General features: G+C 54.9%; 26 protein-coding genes. 13 read left to right on the top strand and 13 right to left on the bottom strand.

Annotated elements, in window-relative coordinates:
• Positions 1-27: 27 nt before the first annotated feature.
• The 5 genes from pdxY to anmK all read right to left on the bottom strand — a co-directional run bounded on the left by pdxY (position 28) and on the right by anmK (position 4,610).
• A complete protein-coding gene (gene pdxY, locus ACOTWU_RS03985) occupies positions 28-888 on the bottom strand; it encodes a pyridoxal kinase PdxY (protein ID WP_126498906.1) in 861 nt (286 codons plus the stop codon).
• A gap of 66 nt (positions 889-954) precedes the next feature.
• Positions 955-2,229, bottom strand: a complete 1,275-nt coding sequence (gene tyrS / locus ACOTWU_RS03980; protein WP_017384594.1) for a tyrosine--tRNA ligase — start codon at positions 2,227-2,229, stop codon at positions 955-957.
• A gap of 125 nt (positions 2,230-2,354) precedes the next feature.
• Complete coding sequence (gene pdxH, locus ACOTWU_RS03975; RefSeq protein ID WP_032648127.1) at positions 2,355-3,011, bottom strand: pyridoxamine 5'-phosphate oxidase; 657 nt, start codon at positions 3,009-3,011, stop codon at positions 2,355-2,357.
• Between the two features lie 57 nt (positions 3,012-3,068).
• On the bottom strand, positions 3,069-3,392 hold the full coding sequence (mliC, locus tag ACOTWU_RS03970) for a C-type lysozyme inhibitor (RefSeq protein ID WP_015570672.1): 324 nt from the start codon (positions 3,390-3,392) through the stop codon (positions 3,069-3,071).
• Positions 3,393-3,485: 93 nt separating this feature from the next.
• Positions 3,486-4,610: an anhydro-N-acetylmuramic acid kinase gene (anmK, locus tag ACOTWU_RS03965; protein ID WP_015570673.1), complete on the bottom strand. Its 1,125-nt coding sequence runs from the start codon at positions 4,608-4,610 to the stop codon at positions 3,486-3,488.
• A gap of 255 nt (positions 4,611-4,865) precedes the next feature.
• On the opposite strand from anmK, the gene slyB reads away from it, so the two are divergent.
• Both slyB and ACOTWU_RS03955 read left to right on the top strand, forming a co-directional pair.
• Positions 4,866-5,333: an outer membrane lipoprotein SlyB gene (slyB, locus tag ACOTWU_RS03960; protein ID WP_003857604.1), complete on the top strand. Its 468-nt coding sequence runs from the start codon at positions 4,866-4,868 to the stop codon at positions 5,331-5,333.
• A gap of 192 nt (positions 5,334-5,525) precedes the next feature.
• Positions 5,526-6,890 (top strand): sensor domain-containing diguanylate cyclase, encoded by a 1,365-nt coding sequence (locus tag ACOTWU_RS03955; RefSeq protein ID WP_023303565.1) that lies wholly within the window; start codon positions 5,526-5,528, stop codon positions 6,888-6,890.
• 35 nt (positions 6,891-6,925) lie between these two features.
• On the opposite strand, the gene slyA is transcribed toward ACOTWU_RS03955, so the two are convergent.
• On the bottom strand, positions 6,926-7,366 hold the full coding sequence (gene slyA, locus ACOTWU_RS03950) for a transcriptional regulator SlyA (RefSeq protein WP_006808997.1): 441 nt from the start codon (positions 7,364-7,366) through the stop codon (positions 6,926-6,928).
• Positions 7,367-7,553: 187 nt separating this feature from the next.
• Here slyA and ACOTWU_RS03945 point away from each other — a divergent pair, with 187 nt between their 5' ends.
• The 3 genes from ACOTWU_RS03945 to ACOTWU_RS03935 are packed head-to-tail and all read left to right on the top strand — an operon-like array spanning position 7,554 to position 10,686.
• A complete protein-coding gene (locus tag ACOTWU_RS03945; RefSeq protein ID WP_003857607.1) occupies positions 7,554-7,790 on the top strand; it encodes a DUF1656 domain-containing protein in 237 nt (78 codons plus the stop codon).
• A 2-nt stretch (positions 7,791-7,792) separates the two neighbouring features.
• Positions 7,793-8,653, top strand: a complete 861-nt coding sequence (locus ACOTWU_RS03940) for an HlyD family secretion protein (RefSeq protein ID WP_026094311.1) — start codon at positions 7,793-7,795, stop codon at positions 8,651-8,653.
• Positions 8,653-10,686: an FUSC family protein gene (locus tag ACOTWU_RS03935; RefSeq protein ID WP_026080711.1), complete on the top strand. Its 2,034-nt coding sequence runs from the start codon at positions 8,653-8,655 to the stop codon at positions 10,684-10,686. The genes ACOTWU_RS03940 and ACOTWU_RS03935 overlap by 1 nt, the downstream gene beginning before the upstream one ends.
• Here ACOTWU_RS03935 and sodC read toward each other — a convergent pair.
• The 3 genes from sodC to ACOTWU_RS03920 all read right to left on the bottom strand — a co-directional run bounded on the left by sodC (position 10,665) and on the right by ACOTWU_RS03920 (position 12,449).
• On the bottom strand, positions 10,665-11,183 hold the full coding sequence (gene sodC / locus ACOTWU_RS03930) for a superoxide dismutase [Cu-Zn] SodC (protein WP_023303563.1): 519 nt from the start codon (positions 11,181-11,183) through the stop codon (positions 10,665-10,667). The genes ACOTWU_RS03935 and sodC overlap by 22 nt on opposite strands.
• Positions 11,184-11,264: 81 nt before the next feature.
• Positions 11,265-12,161, bottom strand: a complete 897-nt coding sequence (locus ACOTWU_RS03925) for an aldo/keto reductase (protein ID WP_017693550.1) — start codon at positions 12,159-12,161, stop codon at positions 11,265-11,267.
• Between the two features lie 48 nt (positions 12,162-12,209).
• Positions 12,210-12,449 (bottom strand): DUF1289 domain-containing protein, encoded by a 240-nt coding sequence (locus ACOTWU_RS03920; protein ID WP_032619785.1) that lies wholly within the window; start codon positions 12,447-12,449, stop codon positions 12,210-12,212.
• A 147-nt stretch (positions 12,450-12,596) separates the two neighbouring features.
• On the opposite strand from ACOTWU_RS03920, the gene eptA reads away from it, so the two are divergent.
• The 5 genes from eptA (at position 12,597) to rnt (ending at position 17,277) form a co-directional block, all read left to right on the top strand.
• Complete coding sequence (gene eptA / locus ACOTWU_RS03915) at positions 12,597-14,222, top strand: phosphoethanolamine transferase EptA (RefSeq protein ID WP_032619787.1); 1,626 nt, start codon at positions 12,597-12,599, stop codon at positions 14,220-14,222.
• 41 nt (positions 14,223-14,263) lie between these two features.
• On the top strand, positions 14,264-14,863 hold the full coding sequence (locus ACOTWU_RS03910) for a TetR/AcrR family transcriptional regulator (RefSeq protein WP_023303561.1): 600 nt from the start codon (positions 14,264-14,266) through the stop codon (positions 14,861-14,863).
• A 53-nt stretch (positions 14,864-14,916) separates the two neighbouring features.
• Positions 14,917-16,014 (top strand): alkene reductase, encoded by a 1,098-nt coding sequence (locus ACOTWU_RS03905; RefSeq protein WP_126498907.1) that lies wholly within the window; start codon positions 14,917-14,919, stop codon positions 16,012-16,014.
• 99 nt (positions 16,015-16,113) lie between these two features.
• Positions 16,114-16,521, top strand: coding sequence for a lactoylglutathione lyase (gene gloA / locus ACOTWU_RS03900; RefSeq protein WP_003857623.1), 408 nt, complete (start codon positions 16,114-16,116; stop codon positions 16,519-16,521).
• Positions 16,522-16,617: 96 nt separating this feature from the next.
• Complete coding sequence (rnt, locus tag ACOTWU_RS03895; RefSeq protein WP_003857625.1) at positions 16,618-17,277, top strand: ribonuclease T; 660 nt, start codon at positions 16,618-16,620, stop codon at positions 17,275-17,277.
• Positions 17,278-17,354: 77 nt separating this feature from the next.
• On the opposite strand, the gene grxD is transcribed toward rnt, so the two are convergent.
• Entirely contained in the window at positions 17,355-17,702 is a 348-nt protein-coding gene (gene grxD, locus ACOTWU_RS03890; protein ID WP_003832760.1) for a monothiol glutaredoxin 4, read from the bottom strand.
• Between the two features lie 338 nt (positions 17,703-18,040).
• Between grxD and ACOTWU_RS03885 the strand changes: the two genes are divergently transcribed.
• The gene (locus ACOTWU_RS03885) at positions 18,041-18,799 is read left to right on the top strand and encodes a C40 family peptidase (RefSeq protein WP_017384605.1); all 759 of its coding nucleotides are present in this window, start codon (positions 18,041-18,043) and stop codon (positions 18,797-18,799) included.
• Between the two features lie 122 nt (positions 18,800-18,921).
• Entirely contained in the window at positions 18,922-19,503 is a 582-nt protein-coding gene (sodB, locus tag ACOTWU_RS03880; RefSeq protein WP_017384606.1) for a superoxide dismutase [Fe], read from the top strand.
• Between the two features lie 37 nt (positions 19,504-19,540).
• Here sodB and ACOTWU_RS03875 read toward each other — a convergent pair whose 3' ends face one another.
• Together ACOTWU_RS03875 and ACOTWU_RS03870 are read right to left on the bottom strand one after the other, a co-directional pair.
• A complete protein-coding gene (locus ACOTWU_RS03875; protein WP_017384607.1) occupies positions 19,541-20,707 on the bottom strand; it encodes an MFS transporter in 1,167 nt (388 codons plus the stop codon).
• A 161-nt stretch (positions 20,708-20,868) separates the two neighbouring features.
• Positions 20,869-20,958 carry a YnhF family membrane protein gene (locus tag ACOTWU_RS03870; RefSeq protein ID WP_003857632.1) on the bottom strand — a complete coding sequence of 30 codons (90 nt, stop codon included), beginning with the start codon at positions 20,956-20,958 and terminating at the stop codon, positions 20,869-20,871.
• Between the two features lie 297 nt (positions 20,959-21,255).
• Between ACOTWU_RS03870 and purR the strand changes: the two genes are divergently transcribed.
• Positions 21,256-22,281 (top strand): HTH-type transcriptional repressor PurR, encoded by a 1,026-nt coding sequence (gene purR / locus ACOTWU_RS03865; protein ID WP_003857634.1) that lies wholly within the window; start codon positions 21,256-21,258, stop codon positions 22,279-22,281.
• Positions 22,282-22,298: 17 nt separating this feature from the next.
• Here the strand turns inward: purR and punR are convergent, their stop codons facing one another.
• A complete protein-coding gene (punR, locus tag ACOTWU_RS03860) occupies positions 22,299-23,210 on the bottom strand; it encodes a DNA-binding transcriptional activator PunR (protein WP_003857638.1) in 912 nt (303 codons plus the stop codon).
• Positions 23,211-23,282: the final 72 nt, after the last annotated feature.

The following is a 23,282-nucleotide window of genomic DNA, read 5'->3' as shown; positions in this document are numbered from 1 at the left end:
TGCAAGCGCAGCGGCGCCGGGCGTTTTCTAAAGCTGCGTTGCGCTAAAATAGTGCTCCGGCTTCGCGATGCGATCCTGCGCCGCGACGACCTGGAGCTCATATTCCTGCATCGTCTTCGTCGCAATCATGATTTCATAAACGGCTGCGGTGACGTGCTCCAGCGCATCGCGCAGGCTCGCGCCCTGCAATAGCTTCACCAGCAGCAAACCGCTGGTCACATCCCCGACCCCGACAGGCTGACGTGCACCGAAATCCACCAGCGGTCGACTGATATGCCAGGCTTCATCCTTCGTCACCAGCAGCATTTCAAAACGGTCCTGGCTCAACCCTGCGCGTGCCAGGTGCTTAACCAGCACAATCTCTGGCCCCTGGGCGATCAGCTCGCGAGAGGCGCTTACAGCCTCTTCTACGCTGTTGACCGGATGCTCGCACAGGATCTCAAGTTCAATCAGGTTGGGGGCAATAATATCGCTGGCGGGCAATGCATGGCGGACATGAAACTCCGCAACGCCCGGCGCTACAATGCAGCCTTTTTCCGGATGTCCCATCACCGGATCGCAGAAATATTTCGCCGCGGGGTTTGCCGCTTTCACCTGGCGCACAATGCCGAGGATATGTTCCCCCTGCTCCGCCGAACCCAGATAGCCGCTCAGTACGGCATCGCAGCGTTTAAGCTGGTCGATATCCGCAATCCCCTGAACGATTTCCGTCAGATGCGACGGCGGCATTACGCAGCCGGTCCATTTACCGTACTGGGTGTGATTCGAGAACTGGACGGTATTGAGGGGCCAGACGTTAACGCCGAGGCGGCGCATCGGGAATTCCGCAGCGCTGTTGCCAGCATGTCCAAACACAACGTGGGACTGAATGACGAGGATGTTCTTCATGTTGTACTTACCAAACCCTGTCAAAACAAAAGGGGCGTGGTTTCCCACGCCCCTGCATACTTTTAATTACTTCCAGCAGACCAGGCAGTAATTTTTCTTACCGCGACGCAGCAGCGTGTAGCGACCATAGAGACGGTCGTTCTCGGTAAAGGTGTATTCCGGATCGGCCTGTTTTTCGCCATTAATGGTGATCGCGTTAGAGGCGATGGTTTTACGCGCCTGACCGCGAGACGGCTGGAGCTCGGAGTCCACCAGCGCCTGCATCAGATCGGCGCCTTTTTCCATCTCAACCATCGGCACGCCATCCTGCGCCAGCTGTTCGAAATCCGCTTCGCTTAAATCGCTCAGGGTTCCGTTGAACAGGCTCGCCGTAATGCGCTTCGCCGCCGCCAGACCTTCTTCGCCGTGAACCAGTTTAGTCACTTCGTCCGCCAGCACGTACTGGGCGCGTGGTGCTTTACCGCTGTTCTTGTCTTCTTCTTCCAGCGCATTGATTTCTTCGATATCCATAAAGGTGAAGAACTTCAGGAAGCGATAAACGTCGGCATCCGCCGTGTTGATCCAGAACTGGTAGAACTTGTACGGGCTGGTTTTCTTCGGATCCAGCCATACCGCGCCGCCTTCGGTCTTACCGAACTTGGTACCGTCGGCTTTGGTGATCAACGGCACGGTCAGACCAAACACCTGATTCTGGTGGAGGCGACGGGTCAGATCGATACCGGAGGTGATGTTACCCCACTGGTCGGAACCGCCAATTTGCAGAGAGACGCCGTGCAGCTTGTTCAGGCAGGCGAAGTCATACCCCTGCAACAGGTTGTAGGAGAACTCCGTGAAAGAGATACCCTGATCGTCACGGTTAAGACGCTGCTTTACTGCTTCTTTGTTAATCATCTGGTTAACAGAGAAGTGTTTGCCGATGTCACGCAGGAACGTCAGCACGTTCATGCCACCAAACCAGTCGTAGTTGTTCGCCGCAATCGCAGAGTTGTCACCGCAGTCGAAATCCAGGAACGGTGCAACCTGTTTACGGATCTTATCCACCCACTCCTGCACGGTGTCTTCGGTATTCAGCTTACGCTCAGCGGCTTTGAAACTTGGGTCGCCAATCAGACCGGTCGCGCCGCCAACCAGTGCGACAGGCTTATGGCCGGCCATCTGGAAGCGTTTCAGGCATAACAATGGAACAAGATGCCCCAAATGCAAGCTGTCAGCGGTGGGATCGAAGCCGCAATAGAGCGCGATCGGGCCTTGCGCCAGTCGCTCTGCTAACGCTTCCTCGTCCGTCACCTGGGCCACGAGGCCCCGCTCTTGCAATTGTTTAATCAAGTTACTGCTTGCCATCAAATTCTCCATGTATAAACGACTGCACCTTTGCCGGTACACGACTTTTCGCCTGATGCGAAAGGACCATAGAATAAAGCGCCAGCGCGGTGTGCGCTAGCGCTTAAATCAACAAATTTTGGGGATTACGGGGCCAGTCTGTCGATTTTCCAGCCACCGTTGTCGCGCTGGTATAAAAAGCGGTCGTGGAGACGGTGTTCACCGCCCTGCCAGAACTCAATCTGTTCAATGGGGATGCGGAACCCGCCCCAGAAACTCGGCAGCGGTACTTCACCCTGCTGAAACTTCTGTTTGAGTTCGAGGAATTTACTCTCCAGCACGCCGCGGGCTGAGATTCGGCTGGACTGTTTAGAGACCCAGGCGCCGATCTGACTGTCGCGCGGGCGGCTGTGGAAATATTTTACCACTTCGAGCGTAGAGAGGCGCTCCGCCTTGCCGGTGACCATCACCTGGCGCTCCAGCATATGCCACGGGAAGAGCAGGCTAATACGCGGATTATTTTCAAGGTGATGCGCTTTACGACTGCCAAGGTTGGTGTAGAACACCAGCCCTTTCTCGTCATAATGCTTGAGAAGAACGATGCGTTGATACGGCTGACCATTTTCATCAACCGTGGCAACGACCATTGCCGTCGGGTCAGCCAGTTTCGCTTCGCAGGCCTGCTTCAGCCAGCGTTCAAAAAGCACCAGCGGTTCGGCGGGAAGATCCTGGCGGCGCAGACCGCCTTTGGTGTATTCACGGCGCAGGTGCGCAATTTGCTGTAGTTCGTCGTTATCTGACATGGCGTTAGCTGAAAGTGAGATTGGGTGACGCTATTGTGCGCGCCCCCTTCAAAAATCTCAACGCTTCGGATTTTCAAGCTGACAATTGTTCAGCACAATGCGGTCACGCTTGTAGACGGTGGCGCTGTCGCCTTTCGACCAGAAGACGTAGATCCCGTCTGAGTAGCGCGCACCGGAGGCCGACATTCCCTGCTTCAGCGTTAACAACTTATTGTCATAAACAAAGCTGGCTTCCTGATGCGGGTTGTTCAGCTTCACCGTCAGCGGTTTTTCATCACAACGATATTCCAGCGTATCGGTTTGCATACGCTCAACGAACTGGTTATAGACGCTGCATCCGGTCATAAGAAAAGGTACAGCAATGAGAAGAAGTTTTTTCATGGGCAGATTCCGAAGACTATCCTGGTCCTGGAGGGCCTAACCGCCCTCCTGTTTTTCCCTATTTTACGGGTTACGCCTCCCGCTGAATTTCAGTTAACTCTGATTATGGCGCGGGTTTGCGGGGAAAATGGCCCCAAGGACGCTCGCCTCCCGCGCACCGGTTACGGAGGGTAAATTCCCCGGCAGACCGGCAACCGTACGCCAGGCAAGCCAGGCGAAGGCCAGCGCTTCCATATCGTCTCCGCTGATCCCGGCTTCATCAGTGGTCGTGACTTCGGTGCCTGGCAGCAAGGCGGCGAGGCGTGCCATCACCAGCGGGTTGCGGCTTCCGCCTCCGCATACCAGCAAGCGCTCACATCCGCCGCTCAGCAACACCTGTTCAGAAATCGACACCGCGGTGAGCTCCGTCAGCGTAGCCTGCACATCCTGAGGCGCAAGGCCGGGGAAGCGCGCCAGCTGACGTTCAAGCCAGCCGTAGTTGAAATATTCCCGCCCCGTGCTTTTCGGCGCGGGCAGAGCAAAGAAAGGATCGCTTAACAGGGTTTGCAGCAAGGGAAGGATCACTTTCCCCTGGCTGGCCCACTGCGCGTCTTTGTCGTAGGCTTTGCCGCTCTGACGCCAGATCCAGGCATCCATCAGCATATTACCGGGTCCGGTATCGTACCCCCGCACGGGCTGCCCGGGAATAAGCATCGACAGGTTGGCGATCCCGCCGATGTTCAGGACCATCCTGCGCTCTACCGGGTGCGCCAGCAGCGCCTGATGAAATGCCGGAACCAGCGGCGCCCCCTGCCCGCCGAGGGCCATATCGCGACGACGGAAATCACCCACCACCGTCACGCCGGTTTTTGCCACAATCTGGTTGTTATCGCCAATTTGCATCGTGTGCGGCGCCTCGCCGACAGGTTCATGCCAGACGGTCTGCCCATGGCAACCTATTGCCACGATATCCTGCGGGTGGAGTCTTTCCTGCTGCATCAGGGCCAGTACCGCCTCAGCAAACAGCGCCCCCAGACGCACATCCAGTTGGCCCAGTTGGGAAAGCGTCAGCTGTTGTCCCTGGCAGATGTTCAGGATCTCTTCTTTTAACGAGACAGGAATAGGCCAGGTCAGGCTTGCCTGCTGCGCCACCATGTTTTCATCAATGGCGGCCAGAACGACATCCACACCGTCAAGACTGGTACCAGACATCACACCGATATAGCGACCCGATTTCATGCGCTTTCCTTACGTTACATGGGCTAAGTGCAAACACTCCATCATAAATAACGCGGCTTTGCTATGCGGTGATAATATTTTTTAACAATCTCAGACCTGTAGCACAGACGGTTTTTGTTTATGTCCCGTTAAGCCCTGCTGAAGTAAAATTTATCTATTCGGCATGCAAAGATATGAACTGTGGTCAGGAATGCCATATAATTTAGCCATAACGGATGCCCCAACCGGGCGTTTTTTGGTGAACAGGAGAGTCAAATGATTTTACGTGTACTGGGCGTTTCGCTGATTGGTTTAACACTGGCGGGTTGTGTGAATGACAGTTCACTCTCCGGCGACGTATATAGTGCTTCTGAAGCTAAACAGGTACAGAACGTGACATACGGTACTATCGTTAATGCCCGTCCTGTTCAGATTCAGGGTGGCGATGACACGAACGTGGTGGGCGCAATCGGTGGTGCTGTGCTGGGTGGTTTCCTGGGTAATACCATTGGCGGCGGCACCGGACGTTCTCTGGCTACCGCTGCGGGCGCAGTTGCAGGCGGCGTAGCGGGTCAGGGCGTTCAGGGCGCGATGAACAAAACTCAGGGCGTTGAGCTGGAAATCCGTAAAGACGATGGCAGCACCATTATGGTTGTGCAGAAACAGGGTAACACCCGCTTCTCTGCTGGCCAGCGTGTTGTACTGGCAAGCAACGGCAGCCAGGTTACCGTCTCCCCGCGCTAATATCCTGATGGATGTGGTCTGTTCAGACCGCATCCATTTAACAAAATCATCGTTTCCAACAATATATTTGCACAATACATTCACACGGTGAATTATTCATTTCATCTGTTCTTGTCCGTGCGCAAAGTATTTTTTATTTCCCTCACTTAGACTCTTCGCAATCTCTTTTCTTTTTTAATTTTTAAATTCTCTATGCTTGCGATCTGTCGATTTGTAAAGAACCGCTTTGTGGCCTTCGCGCTTGGATGCATTGTTATCATTGCCGTATTACAAGCTTTTTTTATAAAACTTGTTGAATGGGTTCCTTCGTTTTCACCTTTGTTTTTCCCTACGCTGACGATATTTCTTCTGGTGTTTCATCTGTTTATTGCCTGTTTTATGGCAATGAAATACTGGTGCGACAGAAGGCGATTATATCTTGTTCCCATTGCCCTGGCCTTTGCCGGCTCAGCGTTATTGATGGTGGGGACTCTGTCCAGCTTCCCGGCCTGGCTTGATCTCTATCAGTTCAACGTGGCGAACTATAATGACGCCATGATTTTCTATATGTTCCGCCACTTTTTAATGGCGGTGCTGATAATCATCTCGGCATTGCTGTATACCCTGCGTACGTCCGCTCTCTCACGAAGCACCCACATCGGTATCGTTGTCGGCGCCTCGCTCTTTACGGGCAGTATGCTTGGGCTGGCATTGTTCTATTCCAGCCATTCAACCCTGCTCACACTGGACCTGGTAGACAATGAAACCCGACAGTTTATGGTTCTCTGGAGCCAGGCGATTAATATCATTTTGATCGTCCTGTGGGTAGTAACGTTAATCACCCTGATGGCCATTACCCGCGTGAGGAATTTGTTTTGGGTCGGCGGCAATTTTTTATGCGTCTGTTATATCGTCACCCTGCTCATGCTATTGTTAGGCGGACACGCTGAAGATATTTCATGGTACCGGGCACGGTTATTCGAAACTGTCGCTACATTAATCATTATCTTCATCTTACTTTCCGATGTATTTAATTTGTATCGTGACTCGCATGTAAAATATCAGGAGTCTTATCAAAACTCGATCCGCGATCCCCTCACCCGTCTGTATAATCGTAGCTATTTCTATGATTCATTAAACCACGCGCTGAGTACAGCAACCCTGGCGCACCCGGTATCGGTGATCGTGAGCGATCTTGACCGTTTCAAACGCATTAACGACTGCTACGGCCATTTGCAGGGGGATAAGGTTTTACAGTTTGTCTCAAACCTGTTGACCGATTCAGTGCGACCGCAGGATATCGCAGCGCGGATCGGCGGCGAAGAATTTGTGCTCATGCTGACAAATACCCCTTCCGATCTTGCGCAACAGGTTGCCGAACGCATACGTCTCAAATTGAGCGGTTTCGACAACGTTAGCAGCGGCGGTTATCTCCCGGAACCGATAACTATCAGTATGGGGGTATTCACCGCCACCTCGCCGGAGACCAGCGCTGAAACCTGTGTGGAAAGCGCGGATAAAGCCATGTACGAGGCAAAAGAGACGGGCCGCAACCGGGTGGTGGTGTTCAGAACATGACAGAGGCCTTGCACGAGCAAGGCCTGTAAACAACGTCAGTCGCGCGACTGTAAATCGTGGATGTTTTGCTCAAGACGGGCGATGAGTCCGATCAGCATTTCCAGCTCAGCGGGGGAAATACCGGCCAGGATCTCCCCTCGCGTTTTACTGATGACGGTTTCCATCTCAGTGATAATCGGGGCCGCTTTTTCCGTCAATTTGATCCGCTTGGCGCGACGGTCGCTGGCGCAGGTTTGTCGGGAGATGAGTCCCTTCTCTTCCAGCTGGTCAAGGGTACGCACCAGAGACGGCTGCTCAATTCCAATCGCTTTTGCCAGTTGGATCTGTGACTGATCGGGCGGGAGCTGATGAATGTTATGCAGCGTAACCCAGTGCGTCTGCGTAAGTTCCAGAGGTTTCAGGCGATGGTCAATCAGAGCACGCCAGATGCGTACCAACCTTGCCAGATCAGAACCTAATGGCGATTCCAATTTCATCTCCTTATAATTAGCTTGCTAAGTGATTATAGTGATTTTAGAATAGTTTGCAGTATTTGTATTGCCAAAACAAATGCAATCACGGTATTCATCATTCCTTAAAGGATGATTTACACTGAATGGTAATGCGCCATCGCATTGAAATCTGCCAATGTGGCCCTCATTCCACCGCAAAGGATCGCTGCTTGTGACGTTGTTTTCCTTCTCCGCAGGGTTGCCCCTCCAGGATTTGATTGTTGGCGCATCGGTCTACTTTCCGCCACTGTTTAAAGCCGTGATGGTCGGTTTTGTAATCTGGCTCATTGCGCATCGTCTGCTGCGCGACTGGATGTATTCTGGTGAAATCTGGCACCCGATGTTAATGGATCTCTCCCTATTTACCCTCTCCGTCTGTCTTGGCCTTGCCGTGTTAACCGTGTGGTGAGAATAGCATTGAAAACGTTAAAATATTTTTCCACTCTTTTCGTTTTAGCGCTGGCGGTGATGGCCGGCTGGTGGCTCTGGAATTATTACATGCAGTCGCCCTGGACGCGTGACGGCAAGATCCGCGCGGAACAGGTCAGCATCACGCCACAGGTGTCCGGCAGTATCAGCGCGCTTCTGGTGAAGGACAACCAGTACGTTCATGCGGGCGATGTGCTATTCCGTATCGATGAGACCCCTTTCCACATTGCGGTGCTTAATGCCCAGGCGCAGCTCGCAAAAGCTCAATCAGATCTGGCAAAAGCCAATAACGAAGCCGAACGCCGCCGCCATCTATCGAGAAATTACATCTCTGCGGAGGATCTCGATACCGCCAATATCAATGTAAAAGCCATGCAGGCCAGCCTGAAGGTTGCAGAGGCAACGCTGAAACAGGCCGAGTGGCAACTGACCCAGACCATGGTCAAAGCCCCGGTGGATGGATGGATCACGAGCCTGTCTACCCGTGTGGGTGATTACGCCACCACAGGCCAGCCGGTCTTCGCCCTGGTCGATAGCCACTCTTTCTATGTTGTAGGTTATTTTGAAGAGACCAAGCTGCGCCATATCCGCGAGGGCGCGCCTGCCCGGATCACGCTTTACAGCGGTGCAGAAACGTTACAGGGTCACGTTAGCAGCATAGGTCGGGCAATATACGATCAGAGCGTGGAAACCGATTCTGGCCTGGTGCCTGACATCAAACCCAACGTCCCGTGGGTGCGCCTGGCTCAGCGGGTGCCTGTTCGCGTCGAGTTTGATCAACTGCCGAAAGACATTACCCTGGTCTCTGGCACAACCTGCACCGTCGCCATCGGATCGCGATGATGAACCTGGGGGCTTTCTCCTGGCGCAATACGCCGTGGATAAAAGCGACACGGCCGCAGTGGCGTTACGCGCTGCGCAACGGCATCGCCATGTGCCTTGCGCTTACGGTTGCCTATTATCTGAATCTGGATGAGCCTTACTGGGCGATGACCTCTGCGGCGGTCGTCAGCTTCCCTACCGTCGGGGGCGTTATCAGTAAAAGCCTCGGGCGCGTGGCGGGTAGCCTGCTGGGGGCAACCGCCGCACTGCTTCTTGCCGGCCATACCCTGAACGATCCCTGGCTCTTTCTGTTAAGCATGTCGGCATGGCTGGGGCTGTGTACCTGGGCCTGCGCCCATTTTACCAATAACGTTGCCTATGCGTTTCAGCTGGCGGGTTACACCGCGGCCATTATCGCCTTTCCGGTCGTCAACGTGCTGGATACCACCGAGCTGTGGGATATCGCCCAGGCACGCGTGTGTGAAGTGATGGTCGGCATTCTGTGCGGGGGCGTCATGATGATGATCCTGCCCAGTACCTCAGATGGCACTACGCTTATCACCGCCCTTAAAACGATGCACGCACGTTTGCTGGAACATGCCAGCCTGCTCTGGCAGCCTGACAGCAGCGATGACATCCGCCTCGCGCACGAAAAGGTCATCGGCCAGATCCTGACCATGAACCTGTTGCGCATCCAGGCTTTCTGGAGCCACTACCGTTTTCGTCGCCAGAACACGCTTCTGAACTATTTACTGCACCAGCAATTGCGGATGACGAGCGCGATCTCGAGCCTTCGCCGGATGTTGCTGAACTGGCCTGCACCGCCAGCCCATACCCGGGAGATTATCGAGGCGCTGCTCGCCGCTCTTGCGCGTCCGGATGCCGATATCTATACCGTGGCCCGCATTATCGCGCCGCTCGCCCCAACGGATGAATATGACTACAGGCACCGTGCCTTCTGGCAGCGTCTGAACTATTTCTGCCGCCTGTATCTGCGTAGCAGCCGCTGGTTAAAAGCCGTCGAAAATGCCACGCCCGTCACCGAATTTTCCGTTCCCGGTAGTCCTGCTCTGGCGCGCCATACCGACGCAATGGAGGCGCTGTGGAGCGGTTTTCGTACGTTTTGTGCGTTGACGGCCGTGGGCGCATGGGCCATCACCACGCAATGGGATGCGGGCAGTGCGGCCCTGACGCTTGCGGCAATCAGCTGCGTGCTCTATTCCGTCGCCGCTTCCCCCTTTAATTCCCTTACGCTTCTGCTGCGTACGCTGGTACTGCTGTCGCTATTCAGCTTCGTGGTGAAATTTGGTTTGATGGTGCAGATAACCGACCTCTGGCAATTTCTGCTGTTTCTCTTCCCGCTATTAACCACCATGCAGTTGCTCAAACTGCAAATGCCTAAACTGGCCGGTCTGTGGGGTCAGTTGATTGTTTTTATGGGCTCATTTATCTCTGTAACGAATCCACCGGTTTACGATTACGCTGATTTTCTCAACGACAACCTGGCGAAGATCCTCGGCGTGGGGCTGGCGTGGCTGGCTTTCGCTGTGCTACGCCCGGGCTCGGACGCGCGTAAAAGCCGCAGGCATATTCGGGAGTTGCGCAGGGGTTTTGTCGATCAGCTGAGCCGCAGGCCACATCTGCGCGAAAGCGAGTATGAATCGCTGGTTTACCATCATGTCAGCCAGCTGAACAACAGCCAGGATTCACTCTCCCGTCGCTGGCTGCTGCGCTGGGGCGTGGTGCTGTTAAACTGTTCGCACGTGGTGTGGCAACTGCGCGCCTGGGAGACGCGTTCCGATCCGCTGTCGCAGGTCCGTGATAACTGTATTTCCATGCTCCGAGATGTGATGAGCGAGCGCGGGGTGCAGCAGCGCCCCCTGAGCGTCACGCTCGCCGAGCTTCAGCGTATTTGCGACGCGCTGGCGCACCATCATCAGCCTGCGGCCCGCGATCTGGCGTCCATTATCTGGCGGCTGCACTGCTCCCTGTCACAGCTGGAACAGGCGCCGCCACCCGGAACGATTGGCGATCAGATCACCCCGCAGGCATAGCGCGCCCCGCCGCCGCCAAGCGGTTTAGGCTGATCGGACATGTTATCGCCGCCCACGTGGACCATCAGCGCCTTGCCTTTGACCTCGTCAAGCTTTTTGAGTCGTGGCGCCACAACCGGATCGGTGGCTTTACCATCGTTATTTACCACCAGCACCGGCAGATCGCCGAGGTGCCCCATCCCTTCCGGGCCTTCATGCTTACCGGAGTTGTGCGGGTCGAGATGCCCCCCTGCGGCTTCCGCAGCTGTTGGTTTCCCCTCTTTCATTGCGGGTTGACAGCTGCCTTTGGCATGAACGTGAAAACCATGTTCGCCGGGTGGAAGAGCCTTGAGATCGGGAGCAAATTCCAGCCCTTTATCGGTTTCGGTGATTTTCACCGTCCCGATGGACTGGCCTACCCCCTGAGAAGTGACGAGATTCATTTCAACGTCCTCGCTGGCTGCCTGCGCACCTGCACAAACAACCAGCGTGACCATTGCCAGAGCAAAACGCTTCATACGACCTCCACGGGTTATTTTTTGCACCTTAAGTCTATACCAGCGGCGCAGATTTCACCGGAAAGTCAGGTTCAGGCGTGCTCAGGGTACGTCGTAGCCCAGCGCCGCCTTGCGGATGCGGAACCACTGCTGACGCGTCATATCCAGCTCCTCAGCCACAAGCGCAGCGCGGACGCGCTCAATTTTGCCGGAGCCAATAATTGGCAGCGGTTTAGACGGCAGGCACAGGATCCAGGCGTAAACCACCTGCTCGATACTCTCCGCATTCAGTTCGCGCGCCACCGTTTCAAGCTCGTTACGCAGCGGCTGGAATGCCTCATCGTTAAACAGGCGGCCGCCTCCCAGACAGGACCATGCCATTGGACGGATGCGCAGCTGTTGCAGTTGGTCGAGCGTGCCATCCAGCAGCAGCGGCTGATGAACAGGCGAGATCTCCACCTGATTCGTCGCCAGCGTAAACGGCAGGCGAGACTGCAATAGCGCAAACTGTGCCGGGGTGAAGTTAGACACGCCAAAATGGCGCACTTTGCCGCTCTGGTGCAGCGTCAGGAAGGCTTCCGCGACCTCATCCGCATCCATCAACGGATCGGGTCGGTGGATCAGCAGCAGGTCGATACGATCGGTGGCCAGGTTAATCAGTGACTGCTCGGCGCTTTTAACGATATGCGCGCTGTCAGTGATGTAATGCCCAAGCGCATGCTCCGGTTTTGCTGTGGTGGCAATACCGCATTTGGTCACAATCTCCATACGTTCACGCAGCGCCGGCGCACGCTTCAGCGCTTCGCCAAAGGCAGCCTCGCACTGATAGCCGCCATAAATATCAGCGTGATCGACGGTGGTGATCCCGAGATCGAGATGCTCTTCTATAAAGTCCGCCAGCTGGACCGGAGACATATTCCAGTCCATAAGGCGCCAGTAGCCCATAACAAATCGGGAGAATTCCGGGCCCTGCGGGGCAAGGGTAATACGCTGAACCATAACATTTTCCTCAAGGAAGTCATGTCACCAGTATACGCAATTACCCTGCTAAAACAGTGAAGGTTGCTGAGGTTCTACGCTTTCAACCGCTTTGTTTGCACGAATTTTACGCAGCAGACGCTGTCGACAGAGCCGTAAGACCTCCTGCTTTTGCGCGTCGCTGAAATTTTGCCAGTTAAAACGTTCATCGCGCGTGCGCATGCAGCCACGACAGTATCCTCGTTCATCTACCTGGCAAATACCCCGGCACGGGCTCTGGACAGGGAAAAACTCCAGTTGCTCTGCCACACCTACCTCCAGAACGTCATTATTCCCTACAGTGAAGACCCTAAATGGCTTGCATGCAAGGATGTCCGCCACAAACAGAGCATTAAGGTTTCGCTAATCTTCCCTTCTTATACTCGCCGCATTGATATAACGAATGGTCTGGTCATCATGTGGTTCACTAAAAAGTTACACTGTAACGATATAAAATTTACTCTGGGCTGTGCACTTTTCTTCACCGTACTGAATGCACTGTTTATCCAGCGCAGCTGGTCAATCATTGCGCCTGCGCATCTGCACGATCTCCTGTTTGCTGCCAGCGTGCCGCTGGTGCTGTTCTGCGGCTGGGTGATTGTCTTCAGCCTGCTGAATATTCCCTTTATTCGCAAGCCGCTCATGATTGTCCTGACCCTGGGATGCGCCGCCGCAACCTGGTTTATGTATACCTATGGCACGGTTATCGATCAGAACATGATTGTGAACGTGTTCGAAACTAATTCCCAGGAAGCGACTGCTCTGGTGACGCCGCAGATGATCCTGTGGCTGGTCGTTGCAGGTCTGGTTCCATCGATTATTTTAGCCCTGACGCGCATTCGCACCGGAAAATGGTGGTATGCCCTCCTGACGCGTGTCGCCGCTATGCTGGGTGCGCTGCTGGTAATCATCCTGGTCGCGGCGGTGTTTTATAAAGACTATGCTTCTCTGTTCCGCAATAACAAAAGCATCGTCAAAATGGTTACCCCGGCGAATTACGTGAGCGCCGTGGTGAAATACAGCAAAATGCGCTGGTTTGCCGGCGACCAGACGCTGGTCCGCATTGGCGAGGATGCTCATAAAGGCGCGCTGATTTCCAGCCAACGCAAGAAAACCGTGCTGATTGTGGTGGTGGGCGAAGCCTCCCGCGCCGCAAACTACTCGTTAAATGGTTACCCGCGTGAAACCAACCCCGAGCTGAAAAAGCAGGATGTCATCAACTTCCCCCAGGCCTCCTCCTGTGGCACGGAAACCGCCGTTTCCGTCCCCTGCATGTTCTCCGGCATGACGCGGAAAAAATATGACGCGGACCTCGCCCATCACCAGGAAGGTCTGCTCGATGTACTTAACCATGCCGGTTTCAACCTGCTGTGGCGCGACAACGACGGCGGGTGTAAAGGCGCCTGCGACCGCGTGCCGCACACGGACATGACCCAGTGGAAACTGGATCAGTTCTGTAAGGACAAATCCTGTATCGACGACGTCAACCTCTACCGTCTGGACAACGTACTGGATGGAATAAAGCAGGATACGGTTCTGGTTATTCATCTGATGGGCAGCCACGGTCCGGCCTACTACAACCGTTATCCGGACAGCTTTCGCAAGTTCACCCCAACCTGCGATACCAATGAAATTCAGGATTGCGATCATCAGTCGCTGATCAATACCTATGACAACTCGATTTTGTATACCGACAGCGTGGTCAGCCGAACCATCGACGCGCTAAAAGCCCGGCAGGCCAACATGAACACGGCGCTCATTTACCTCTCCGATCACGGTGAATCGCTGGGCGAAAGCGGAATTTACCTGCACGGTACGCCGTATATGCTGGCCCCGGAGCAGCAAACGCATATTCCGTTTATGTTCTGGCTCTCCCCGGATTATGCGAAAAACTTCGGCGTAAACACGGATTGCCTGCGTGACCATGCCGCAAAAGAGGCGGTTTCACAGGACAATTTATTCGCCACCGTTCTGGGCATGATGGACGTGAAATCAGCGGTTTATCAACCGCAGCTGGATATTCTGTCGCAATGTCGTCGCTAAGCGGGCTTGCATTAGACCGAACGGTCTATTAGAGTAAGGGCATGAGCAGACACACTGAACACGATACACGAGAACATTTGCTGGCTACCGGCGAGCGCCTTTGCATGCATCGCGGGTTTACCGGTATGGGGCTGAGCGAATTGTTAAAAACCGCTGAAGTACCTAAGGGATCGTTTTATCACTATTTTCGATCCAAAGAGGCGTTTGGCGTTGCCATGCTGGAGCGGCACTACGCCAGCTACCATCAGCGCCTGGCAACCCACTTCGCCAGCAGTGAAGGTGACTACCGGGATCGTGTTCTGAACTACTATCAGGAAACGCTGACGCAGTTCTGTCAGCAGGGCATCATCAGCGGCTGCCTGACGGTAAAACTGTCTGCCGAAGTGTGCGATCTCTCCGAAGATATGCGCACCGCCATGGATAAAGGAGCCAGCGGCGTGATTGCCCTGCTGGCTCAGGCGCTGGAGAGCGGGCGCAATGAAAAAACGCTCTCCTTCTCCGGCGATCCGCTCACGCAGGCACAGGTGCTCTATTCCCTCTGGTTAGGCGCCAACCTGCAAGCAAAAATGTCTCGCAGCGCCGTGCCGCTCGAAAGCGCGCTGGCGCATGTGAAAAACTGTATTACCGCGCCTGGCGTGTAGCCGGCGTTTTTATTTACCCTTTTACTAGTCGACTGGTCTACTCAGGAGCCGTTATGTCCGCTGAAAAGCTGTTTACCCCACTGAAAGTGGGTGCCGTTACTGCCCCAAACCGCGTGTTTATGGCCCCACTTACCCGTCTGCGCAGCATCGAGCCGGGCGATATCCCAACGCCATTGATGGGTGAGTATTACCGTCAGCGCGCCAGCTCGGGCCTGATTATCTCCGAAGCCACGCAGATTTCTGCTCAGGCAAAAGGCTACGCCGGTGCACCGGGTCTGCACAGCCCGGAACAGATCGCCGCGTGGAAAAAAATCACCGCAGGCGTGCATGCTGAGGATGGCCGTATTGCGGTTCAGCTGTGGCACACCGGTCGTATCTCACACAGCAGCATCCAGCCTGGCGGTCAGGCGCCGGTTTCTGCCTCTGCCCTGAACGCCAATACCCGCACTTCCCTGCGCGATGAAAACGGTAATGCGATCCGCGTCGACACCACCACGCCACGCGCGCTGGAGCTGGACGAGATCCCGGGTATCGTGAATGATTTCCGTCAGGCCGTCGCCAACGCCCGTGAAGCGGGCTTAGACCTGGTTGAGCTGCACTCTGCGCACGGTTACCTGCTGCATCAGTTCCTGTCCCCGTCTTCCAACCAGCGTACCGACCAGTACGGCGGCAGCGTTGAAAACCGCGCGCGTCTGGTGCTTGAAGTGGTGGATGCTGTTTGTAATGAGTGGAGCGCAGACCGCATTGGTATTCGTGTCTCCCCGATCGGTACTTTCCAGAACGTCGACAACGGTCCGAACGAAGAAGCAGACGCGCTGTATCTGATTGAAGAGCTGGCGAAACGCGGTATCGCCTATCTGCACATGTCCGAGCCGGACTGGGCAGGCGGCAAGCCTTACAGTGAAGCCTTCCGTCAGAAAGTGCGCGAGCGCTTCCACGGCGTGATTATCGGGGCGGGTGCGTATACGGCAGAGAAAGCCGAGGATTTGATCGGTAAAGGCCTGATCGACGCCGTGGCCTTTGGCCGTGACTACATTGCTAACCCGGATCTGGTTGCCCGTTTGCAGAAGAAAGCCGAACTGAACCCGCAGCGTCCTGAAAGCTTCTATGGCGGCGGCGCGGAAGGTTATACCGACTACCCTTCACTGTAATCCCGCTTTGTACATTGATAGCGGCGACCTTTCGCCGCTATACTAAAACATCGTTTCTGTTCAAAAAGATAATCCATTCCACTGGTTAATGAGGAAATTATGCGCCTACTTCACACCATGCTGCGCGTTGGCGACCTGCAACGTTCCATCGATTTCTACACTAACGTTCTGGGCATGAAGCTGCTGCGCACCAGCGAAAATCCGGAATATAAATACTCTCTGGCGTTTGTCGGTTACGGCCCGGAATCTGATGAAGCGGTCATCGAGCTGACCTACAACTGGGGCGTGGACAGCTACGAGCTGGGTACAGCTTACGGCCACATCGCGCTGGAAGTGGATAACGCCGCCGAAGCCTGCGAACGTATCCGCAGCAATGGCGGTAACGTCACCCGTGAAGCCGGTCCGGTTAAAGGCGGTACCACCGTAATTGCGTTTGTGGAAGATCCGGACGGTTATAAAATCGAACTGATTGAAGCCAAAGACGCTGGTCGCGGTCTGGGCAATTGATCCCGCAGGGCGCACTATGCGCCCGTTGTTTTGCTGCATCCCCTCTCAAAATTTGCCATAATGCGCACTGCTTTTTCCCCCTTGTAAGAGACCCTGATGTCCGATAACGCTCAATTTACCGGTCTGTGCGACCGTTTTCGTGGTTTTTATCCCGTTGTCATTGATGTTGAAACAGCCGGATTTAACGCTAAAACCGATGCGCTGCTTGAGATTGCCGCCATCACGCTGAAGATGGATGAACAGGGCTGGCTTGTACCGGACACCACGCTGCATTTCCACGTTGAACCCTTTGAAGGGGCAAACTTACAGCCAGAGGCGCTGGCCTTTAACGGTATCGATCCGACAAACCCGCTGCGCGGGGCGGTAAGCGAATACGAGGCGCTGCACGCCATTTTCAAAATGGTGCGCAAAGGCATGAAAGAGAATGACTGTAGCCGCGCCATCATGGTGGCCCACAATGCCACCTTTGATCACAGCTTCACTATGGCTGCCGCCGAGCGTGCCTCGCTCAAGCGTAATCCATTCCATCCGTTTGTGACCTTCGACACCGCCGCGCTGAGCGGCCTGGCGCTGGGGCAAACCGTGCTCTCTAAAGCCTGCATCACGGCGGGTATTGCGTTTGACGGCACCCAGGCGCATTCCGCGTTATACGACACCGAGCGTACGGCGGAGCTGTTCTGTGAGATCGTCAACCGCTGGAAACGTCTCGGCGGCTGGCCGCTGCCGATGGGCGACGAGGCCGATCTTCAATCGTAGGTTGGGTAATCAATAGCCCCACAGGCAAAAAAAAGCGACCAACATAATGTGGTCGCTTTTTTATATCCGCAGAAAACTTACTCTGCGTCCGGCTCTTCGGTTTTATACTTCGCCGCAGTCTCTTTGATCAGCTGTTGCAGTTCGCCGCGCTGATACATTTCAATCAGGATGTCGCATCCACCGACCAGTTCACCATCAACCCACAGCTGTGGGAAGGTCGGCCAGTTGGCGTATTTTGGCAGTTCAGCGCGAATGTCCGGGTTTTGCAGGATATCAACGTAAGCAAAACGCTCACCACAGGCGGACAGCGCCTGAACCGCTTGCGCGGAGAAGCCGCAGCTTGGCAGCTTCGGAGAACCTTTCATGTACAGGAGAATCGGGTTTTCAGCGATCTGGCGCTGAATTTTTTCAATAGTGGTGCTCATGTCTTGCTTCCTTTAACTTCTGTTACGGCATCAGTCTGACATTGTAGCGGGTCAGGCCGACATCGGAAAATAACATTTTTGTCACGTCTAATTATTTTATCGCTTATCGCATAAAGTTGCATTGCTAATGTCGTTTATCCCCAGACGGGGTGCGGTTTTGCTTAAGGAGCGAACAGGAGTGCGTCAGAATGATGAATTTTTTTGCACTTGCTAACGAAACATAATTTTTGAATGAAAAATGCTATTAACTTCTTCTGAATTTATGGATTAGAATCGACAGGTTTTGTAAATCTCACGCGGGTATGCATTGTGGCCTGCATTTATCAGGGGACTGCCCAGTGGCGCGGATAACTAAAATCTCGATGACGCTCTGTGCTTTACTGTTTACCACACTCTCATTTACGCCAGCGGCGAACGCCTCTGAACAGGCGCGGCATTCTGCTGTACAAAAATCGCATCTGGCAAAAACCACAGAACGTAAGAAAAAAACCACCAGTAAAACAGTAAAGAAGAAAACCACCGCTCAGACCAAAAAGACCGCCTCCAGTAAACCCAAAACTCTCCGTTCCGGCACGCACAAAACCACCCGCACGACCGCCAGCCTGGTGAATGAAAAATGCACCGTGCGCAAAGGCCATAAAACGAAATGCGCAAAAGTGACGAAGCTGGCTGACGTGCATAAAGCGCGTATGCAGAAAGCGCAAAAAACGGCGATGAACAAACTGATGGGGCAAATAGGTAAACCGTATCGCTGGGGTGGCACCTCTCCGCGCACCGGTTTTGACTGTAGTGGGCTGGTTTATTATGCCTATAAAGATCTGGTGAAGTTTCGCATTCCGCGCACCGCCAATGAGATGTACCATCTGCGCGACGCCGCGCCTGTAAACCGTGGCGAATTGCAAAATGGCGACCTGGTGTTCTTCCGCACCCAGGGACGCGGTACGGCCGATCACGTTGGGGTGTATGTGGGTAACGGTAAATTTATCCAGTCACCGCGCAGCGGTCAGGACATTCAGATCACCTCCCTCAGCGAAGATTACTGGGTGCGCCACTATGTGGGTGCACGCCGCGTGATGACGCCAAAAACCATTCGCTAAACCCTGCCCTGCCGCCTCTGTGGCAGGGTAAGTTCCTCTTTTGCATACCCTTTCAATTTGCTATTCTGTCCTTGTTGTCTGTAGGGTTATTGGCAACGTATAAAACTATAAGGAGAGAAGCAATGTCGTTCGAATTACCTGCACTACCGTATGCAAAAGACGCCCTGGCTCCGCACATTTCCGCGGAAACCCTGGAGTACCATTACGGCAAGCATCACCAGACCTATGTCACCAACCTGAATAACCTGATCAAGGGCACCGATTTTGAAGGCAAAACGCTGGAAGAGATCGTGCGCAGTTCAGACGGTGGCGTATTTAACAACGCCGCTCAGGTGTGGAACCACACCTTCTACTGGCACTGCCTGGCCCCCAACGCAGGCGGAGAACCTGCCGGTGAGCTGGCGGCAGCGATTAACGCCGCGTTCGGCAGTTTCGCGGATTTTAAAGCGAAGTTTACTGACGCAGCCGTTAAAAACTTTGGCTCCGGCTGGACCTGGCTGGTAAAAGAGGCTGATGGCAAACTGGCTATCGTTTCCACCTCTAATGCGGGTACCCCTCTGACCACCAGCGCCACGCCGCTGATGACCGTGGACGTATGGGAACACGCCTATTACATTGATTACCGTAATGCGCGCCCGAACTACCTGGAACACTTCTGGGCACTGGTTAACTGGGAATTTGTTGCGAAGAACTTCGCCGCGTAAGAGACACGCAGAAGGGGCAGCCCTTCTGCGTTTTTGTTTATTCCGCCGTACACACCGCTTCAGGCTGTTTACGACCAGACATCATCACCAGCAGCAGGCCGAGTGCGGCAATGATCGCCCCCATCACCGGCACAAAGCTGTAACCCAAACCACCGGAGATCACCGCCCCGCCCGCTGCGGCCCCCAGCGCATTGCCCAGGTTAAACGCACCGATATTCACCGACGAAGAGAGCCCCGGCGCTTCGTGCGCAACGCGCATTACGCGCATCTGCAACGGTGGCACCACGGCAAAGGTTGCGGCGCCCCACACCACCATGGCAATCGCGGCACCCACTTCGTTACGCGCCAGCCACGGAATCGCCACCATGATGACAATCAGCAGCGTTAAAAAACCTTTCAGTGTTCCACTGACGGAGCGGTCGGCAAATTTCCCGCCGAGATAGTTGCCAATCGAGAACCCGACACCAATCAGCACCAGCATCGCGGTAACAAAGAGTGGCGTTGCGTGGGTAATGTCGTGCAGCACCGGGGAGATATAGGTGTAGAGCGTAAACATCGCCCCGGCCCCCAGTACCGTGGTAAGCAGCGCGGACAACACCTGAGGACGCATCAGCACCGCCAGCTCTTTACGTACTTCCGGACGTTCTCCCGCACTTCCTTTCGGCAGTGAGAAGAACAGCGCAACCATCGCGACCACGCCCAGTCCGGCGGTTGCGAGGAAAGACATACGCCAGCCGATGGCTTCTCCCAGCCAGGTGGCAGCGGGAACGCCGCCGATATTAGCGATGGTGAGGCCCATGAACATAGTGGCTACCGCGCTGGCCTGCTTATGTTTTGGCACCACGCTGGCGGCAACAACCGAGCCCAGTCCGAAGAAGGCGCCATGGTTGAGGCTGGTCAGAATGCGCGAAAGCATCAGAGTGGTGTAATCGGGCGAAATCGCGGAAAGCACATTTCCGAGAGTGAAAATCGCCATCAGGAAAATCAGCGCATTGCGGCGAGCGCGGTGGGAAAGCAGCAGCGTCATCAGCGGCGCGCCCACCATCACGCCAATCGCGTAGGCGCTAATTAACATACCGGCCGCAGGAATTGAGACGTCCACACCCCGGGCGATAACAGGCAATAACCCCATAGGGGAGAATTCAGTGGTGCCAATCCCAAAGGCGCCAATCGCCAGGGCCAGCAGGGGAAAATTGATTTTCATGAAGAGACTCCGGATACCGTGCCATAACCCGGCACAGAACTAAGAAGTCAAAAGCATGACATCAATCACAAAAAATGAGAAGTTAACATTTTGGCAAAAGATTTTTGCCGGAGAGGTAACAATAGCGGCAAGAGAGGGAGAAGGTTCTCCCCCCTCCTGAATCAGTGCAGCGCAGCGGTTAAACCACCCGCAACAATCAGGGCAAGAACAACAATGGTGGTAAACAGCGAAAACTTCAGATCGGTACTCATCAATTTTTCTCCTTTTATTCACCCTACGAAAAGTGAGCTTGCTCATTTTTACACAGTTCAGGTCAAAAATCTTCCAGGATTTAAGCGGATATCCACTTTACCTCTTCCCCTTTTCATCAAGATAGGACAAAATTCCACGCTAAATTTATTAGCGTACCGGCCACTGACCCCCTCCTGACGTCCTGTGTCGTTTTCCCGGCGTGTCGCAACTCATGTTTGCGTGATAAGGGTGAGAGAAGGCAAACGTTTACCTTCAATTTTTTCAGGAGCTTAGGATATGGTCTGGAGTGACATTTAATGGCAACAATTAAAGACGTAGCAAAACGCGCAAACGTTTCCACCACAACCGTATCACATGTTATTAACAAAACGCGTTTCGTCGCTGAAGAGACGCGTAATGCCGTCTGGGCGGCAATCAAAGAACTGCACTACTCGCCAAGTGCCGTCGCCCGCAGCCTGAAGGTTAATCACACCAAATCGATTGGCCTGCTGGCCACCAGCAGTGAAGCGGCCTACTTTGCTGAAATCATCGAAGCCGTTGAAAAAAACTGCTTCCAGAAAGGCTATACCCTGATTCTGGGCAACGCGTGGAACAACATTGAAAAACAGCGCGCTTACCTGTCAATGATGGCGCAAAAGCGCGTCGACGGCCTGCTGGTAATGTGTTCTGAATACCCCGAGTCGGTCCTTTCCATGCTGGAAGAGTATCGCCACATTCCGATGGTGGTCATGGACTGGGGCGAAGCGCGCGCAGACTTCACCGACTCCGTTATTGATAACGCCTTTGAAGGCGGCTACATGGCGGGGCGTTATCTGGTAGAACGCGGTCATCGTGAAATTGGCGTGATCCCGGGTCCGCTGGAGCGTAACACCGGGGCTGGCCGTCTGGCCGGTTTCATGAAAGCGATGGAAGAGGCGCTGATCACTGTGCCGGAAAACTGGATTGTTCAGGGCGACTTCGAGCCGGAGTCGGGCTATCGCGCCATGCAGCAGATCGTCTCCCAGCCGCATCGCCCTACCGCGGTGTTCTGCGGCGGCGACATCATGGCGATGGGCGCGCTCTGCGCGGCGGATGAACTCGGCCTGCGCGTCCCGCAGGATATCTCGGTGATCGGCTATGACAACGTGCGCAACGCCCGCTTCTTTACCCCGGCGCTGACCACCATTCACCAGCCGAAAGATTCGCTGGGTGAAACGGCCTTCAACATGCTGCTGGACCGGATCGTCAACAAGCGTGAACAGTCCCAGTCCATTGAAGTCCACCCGCGCCTGATTGAACGCCGTTCCGTTGCGGACGGTCCGTTCCGCGACTACCGTCGTTAATCTCATTACGGGGCCAGCTATGCTGGTTCCCGCAACCACTCCCGGTTCAGCGTTTCGCTGTCGCCCAGATAATCTAGCAGCCAGGCCATGGCGGGCGAGACGTCGTTTTGCTGCCACGTCAGACAGCACGCGGCATCCGGGAAGGGGTTTTCCAGCGTCAGAGCCACCCACTCTCCCGCGTCGATGCGCGGTCGCGCAAAATGCACCGGCACCATGCCAACGCACAGCCCCGCGCTCAGACAGGTGGCCGATGACTCCCAGTCCGGTGCGACCACGCGGCGCTGATTATCCAGCAGCCAGGTAATGCGCTTGGGCAGCGAGCGGGAGGTATCTTCCAGCACCAGCGAGGGCCAGTTGCGTAAGGTGTCATCGCTCAGCGGACCTTCCAGCGCCGCCAGCGGGTGATCGCGCGCGACCACGCAGGTCCAGCTCAGCATGCCCATGTCGCGAAACGCGTAGCGCCCCCCAACCGGGATCGCCTGGGTTGCACCAATCGCCATCTCCGCCCTGCCGTCCGCCAGCGCATCCCAGACGCCGTTGAACACTTCCTGCGAAACACGCAGTTCGACGTCGGAAAAATGACGATAGAAATCGACGATCATCTGCCGGGTCCGCTCCGGCTTAACGATGTTATCCACCGCGATAGCGAGATGCCCGCGCCAGCCGTTGGCGATCTGCTGGCACTGCTCACGGGTGATCTGCATTTTTTTGATAACAGACCGCCCTTCCTTCAAAAACCACGCTCCGGCAGGCGTGAGCTCCACGTCGCGATGGCGCCGCTCGAACAGCGGGACCGCCAGCCACGCTTCCAGCTGGCGCACCGTATAGCTGATAGCCGAGGGAACGCGATGCAGCTCCTGGGCGGCACCGGTAAAGCTGCCGTTACGCGCCACGGCATCAACCACTTCAAGGGAATAATCTGACCACATCTTTAGCCTGCAAATTTTTTGAATGCACCCGCCAAATATTAGCGTTTCACAAGCCGCTTTGCACTCCCTACA

Source organism: Enterobacter cloacae complex sp. GYL001 (genome assembly GCF_049237125.1).
GTDB lineage: Bacteria > Pseudomonadota > Gammaproteobacteria > Enterobacterales > Enterobacteriaceae > Enterobacter > Enterobacter hormaechei_C.
Note: the sequence above shows the minus strand (reverse complement) of the source record. Positions and strands in the feature narration are given on the sequence as shown.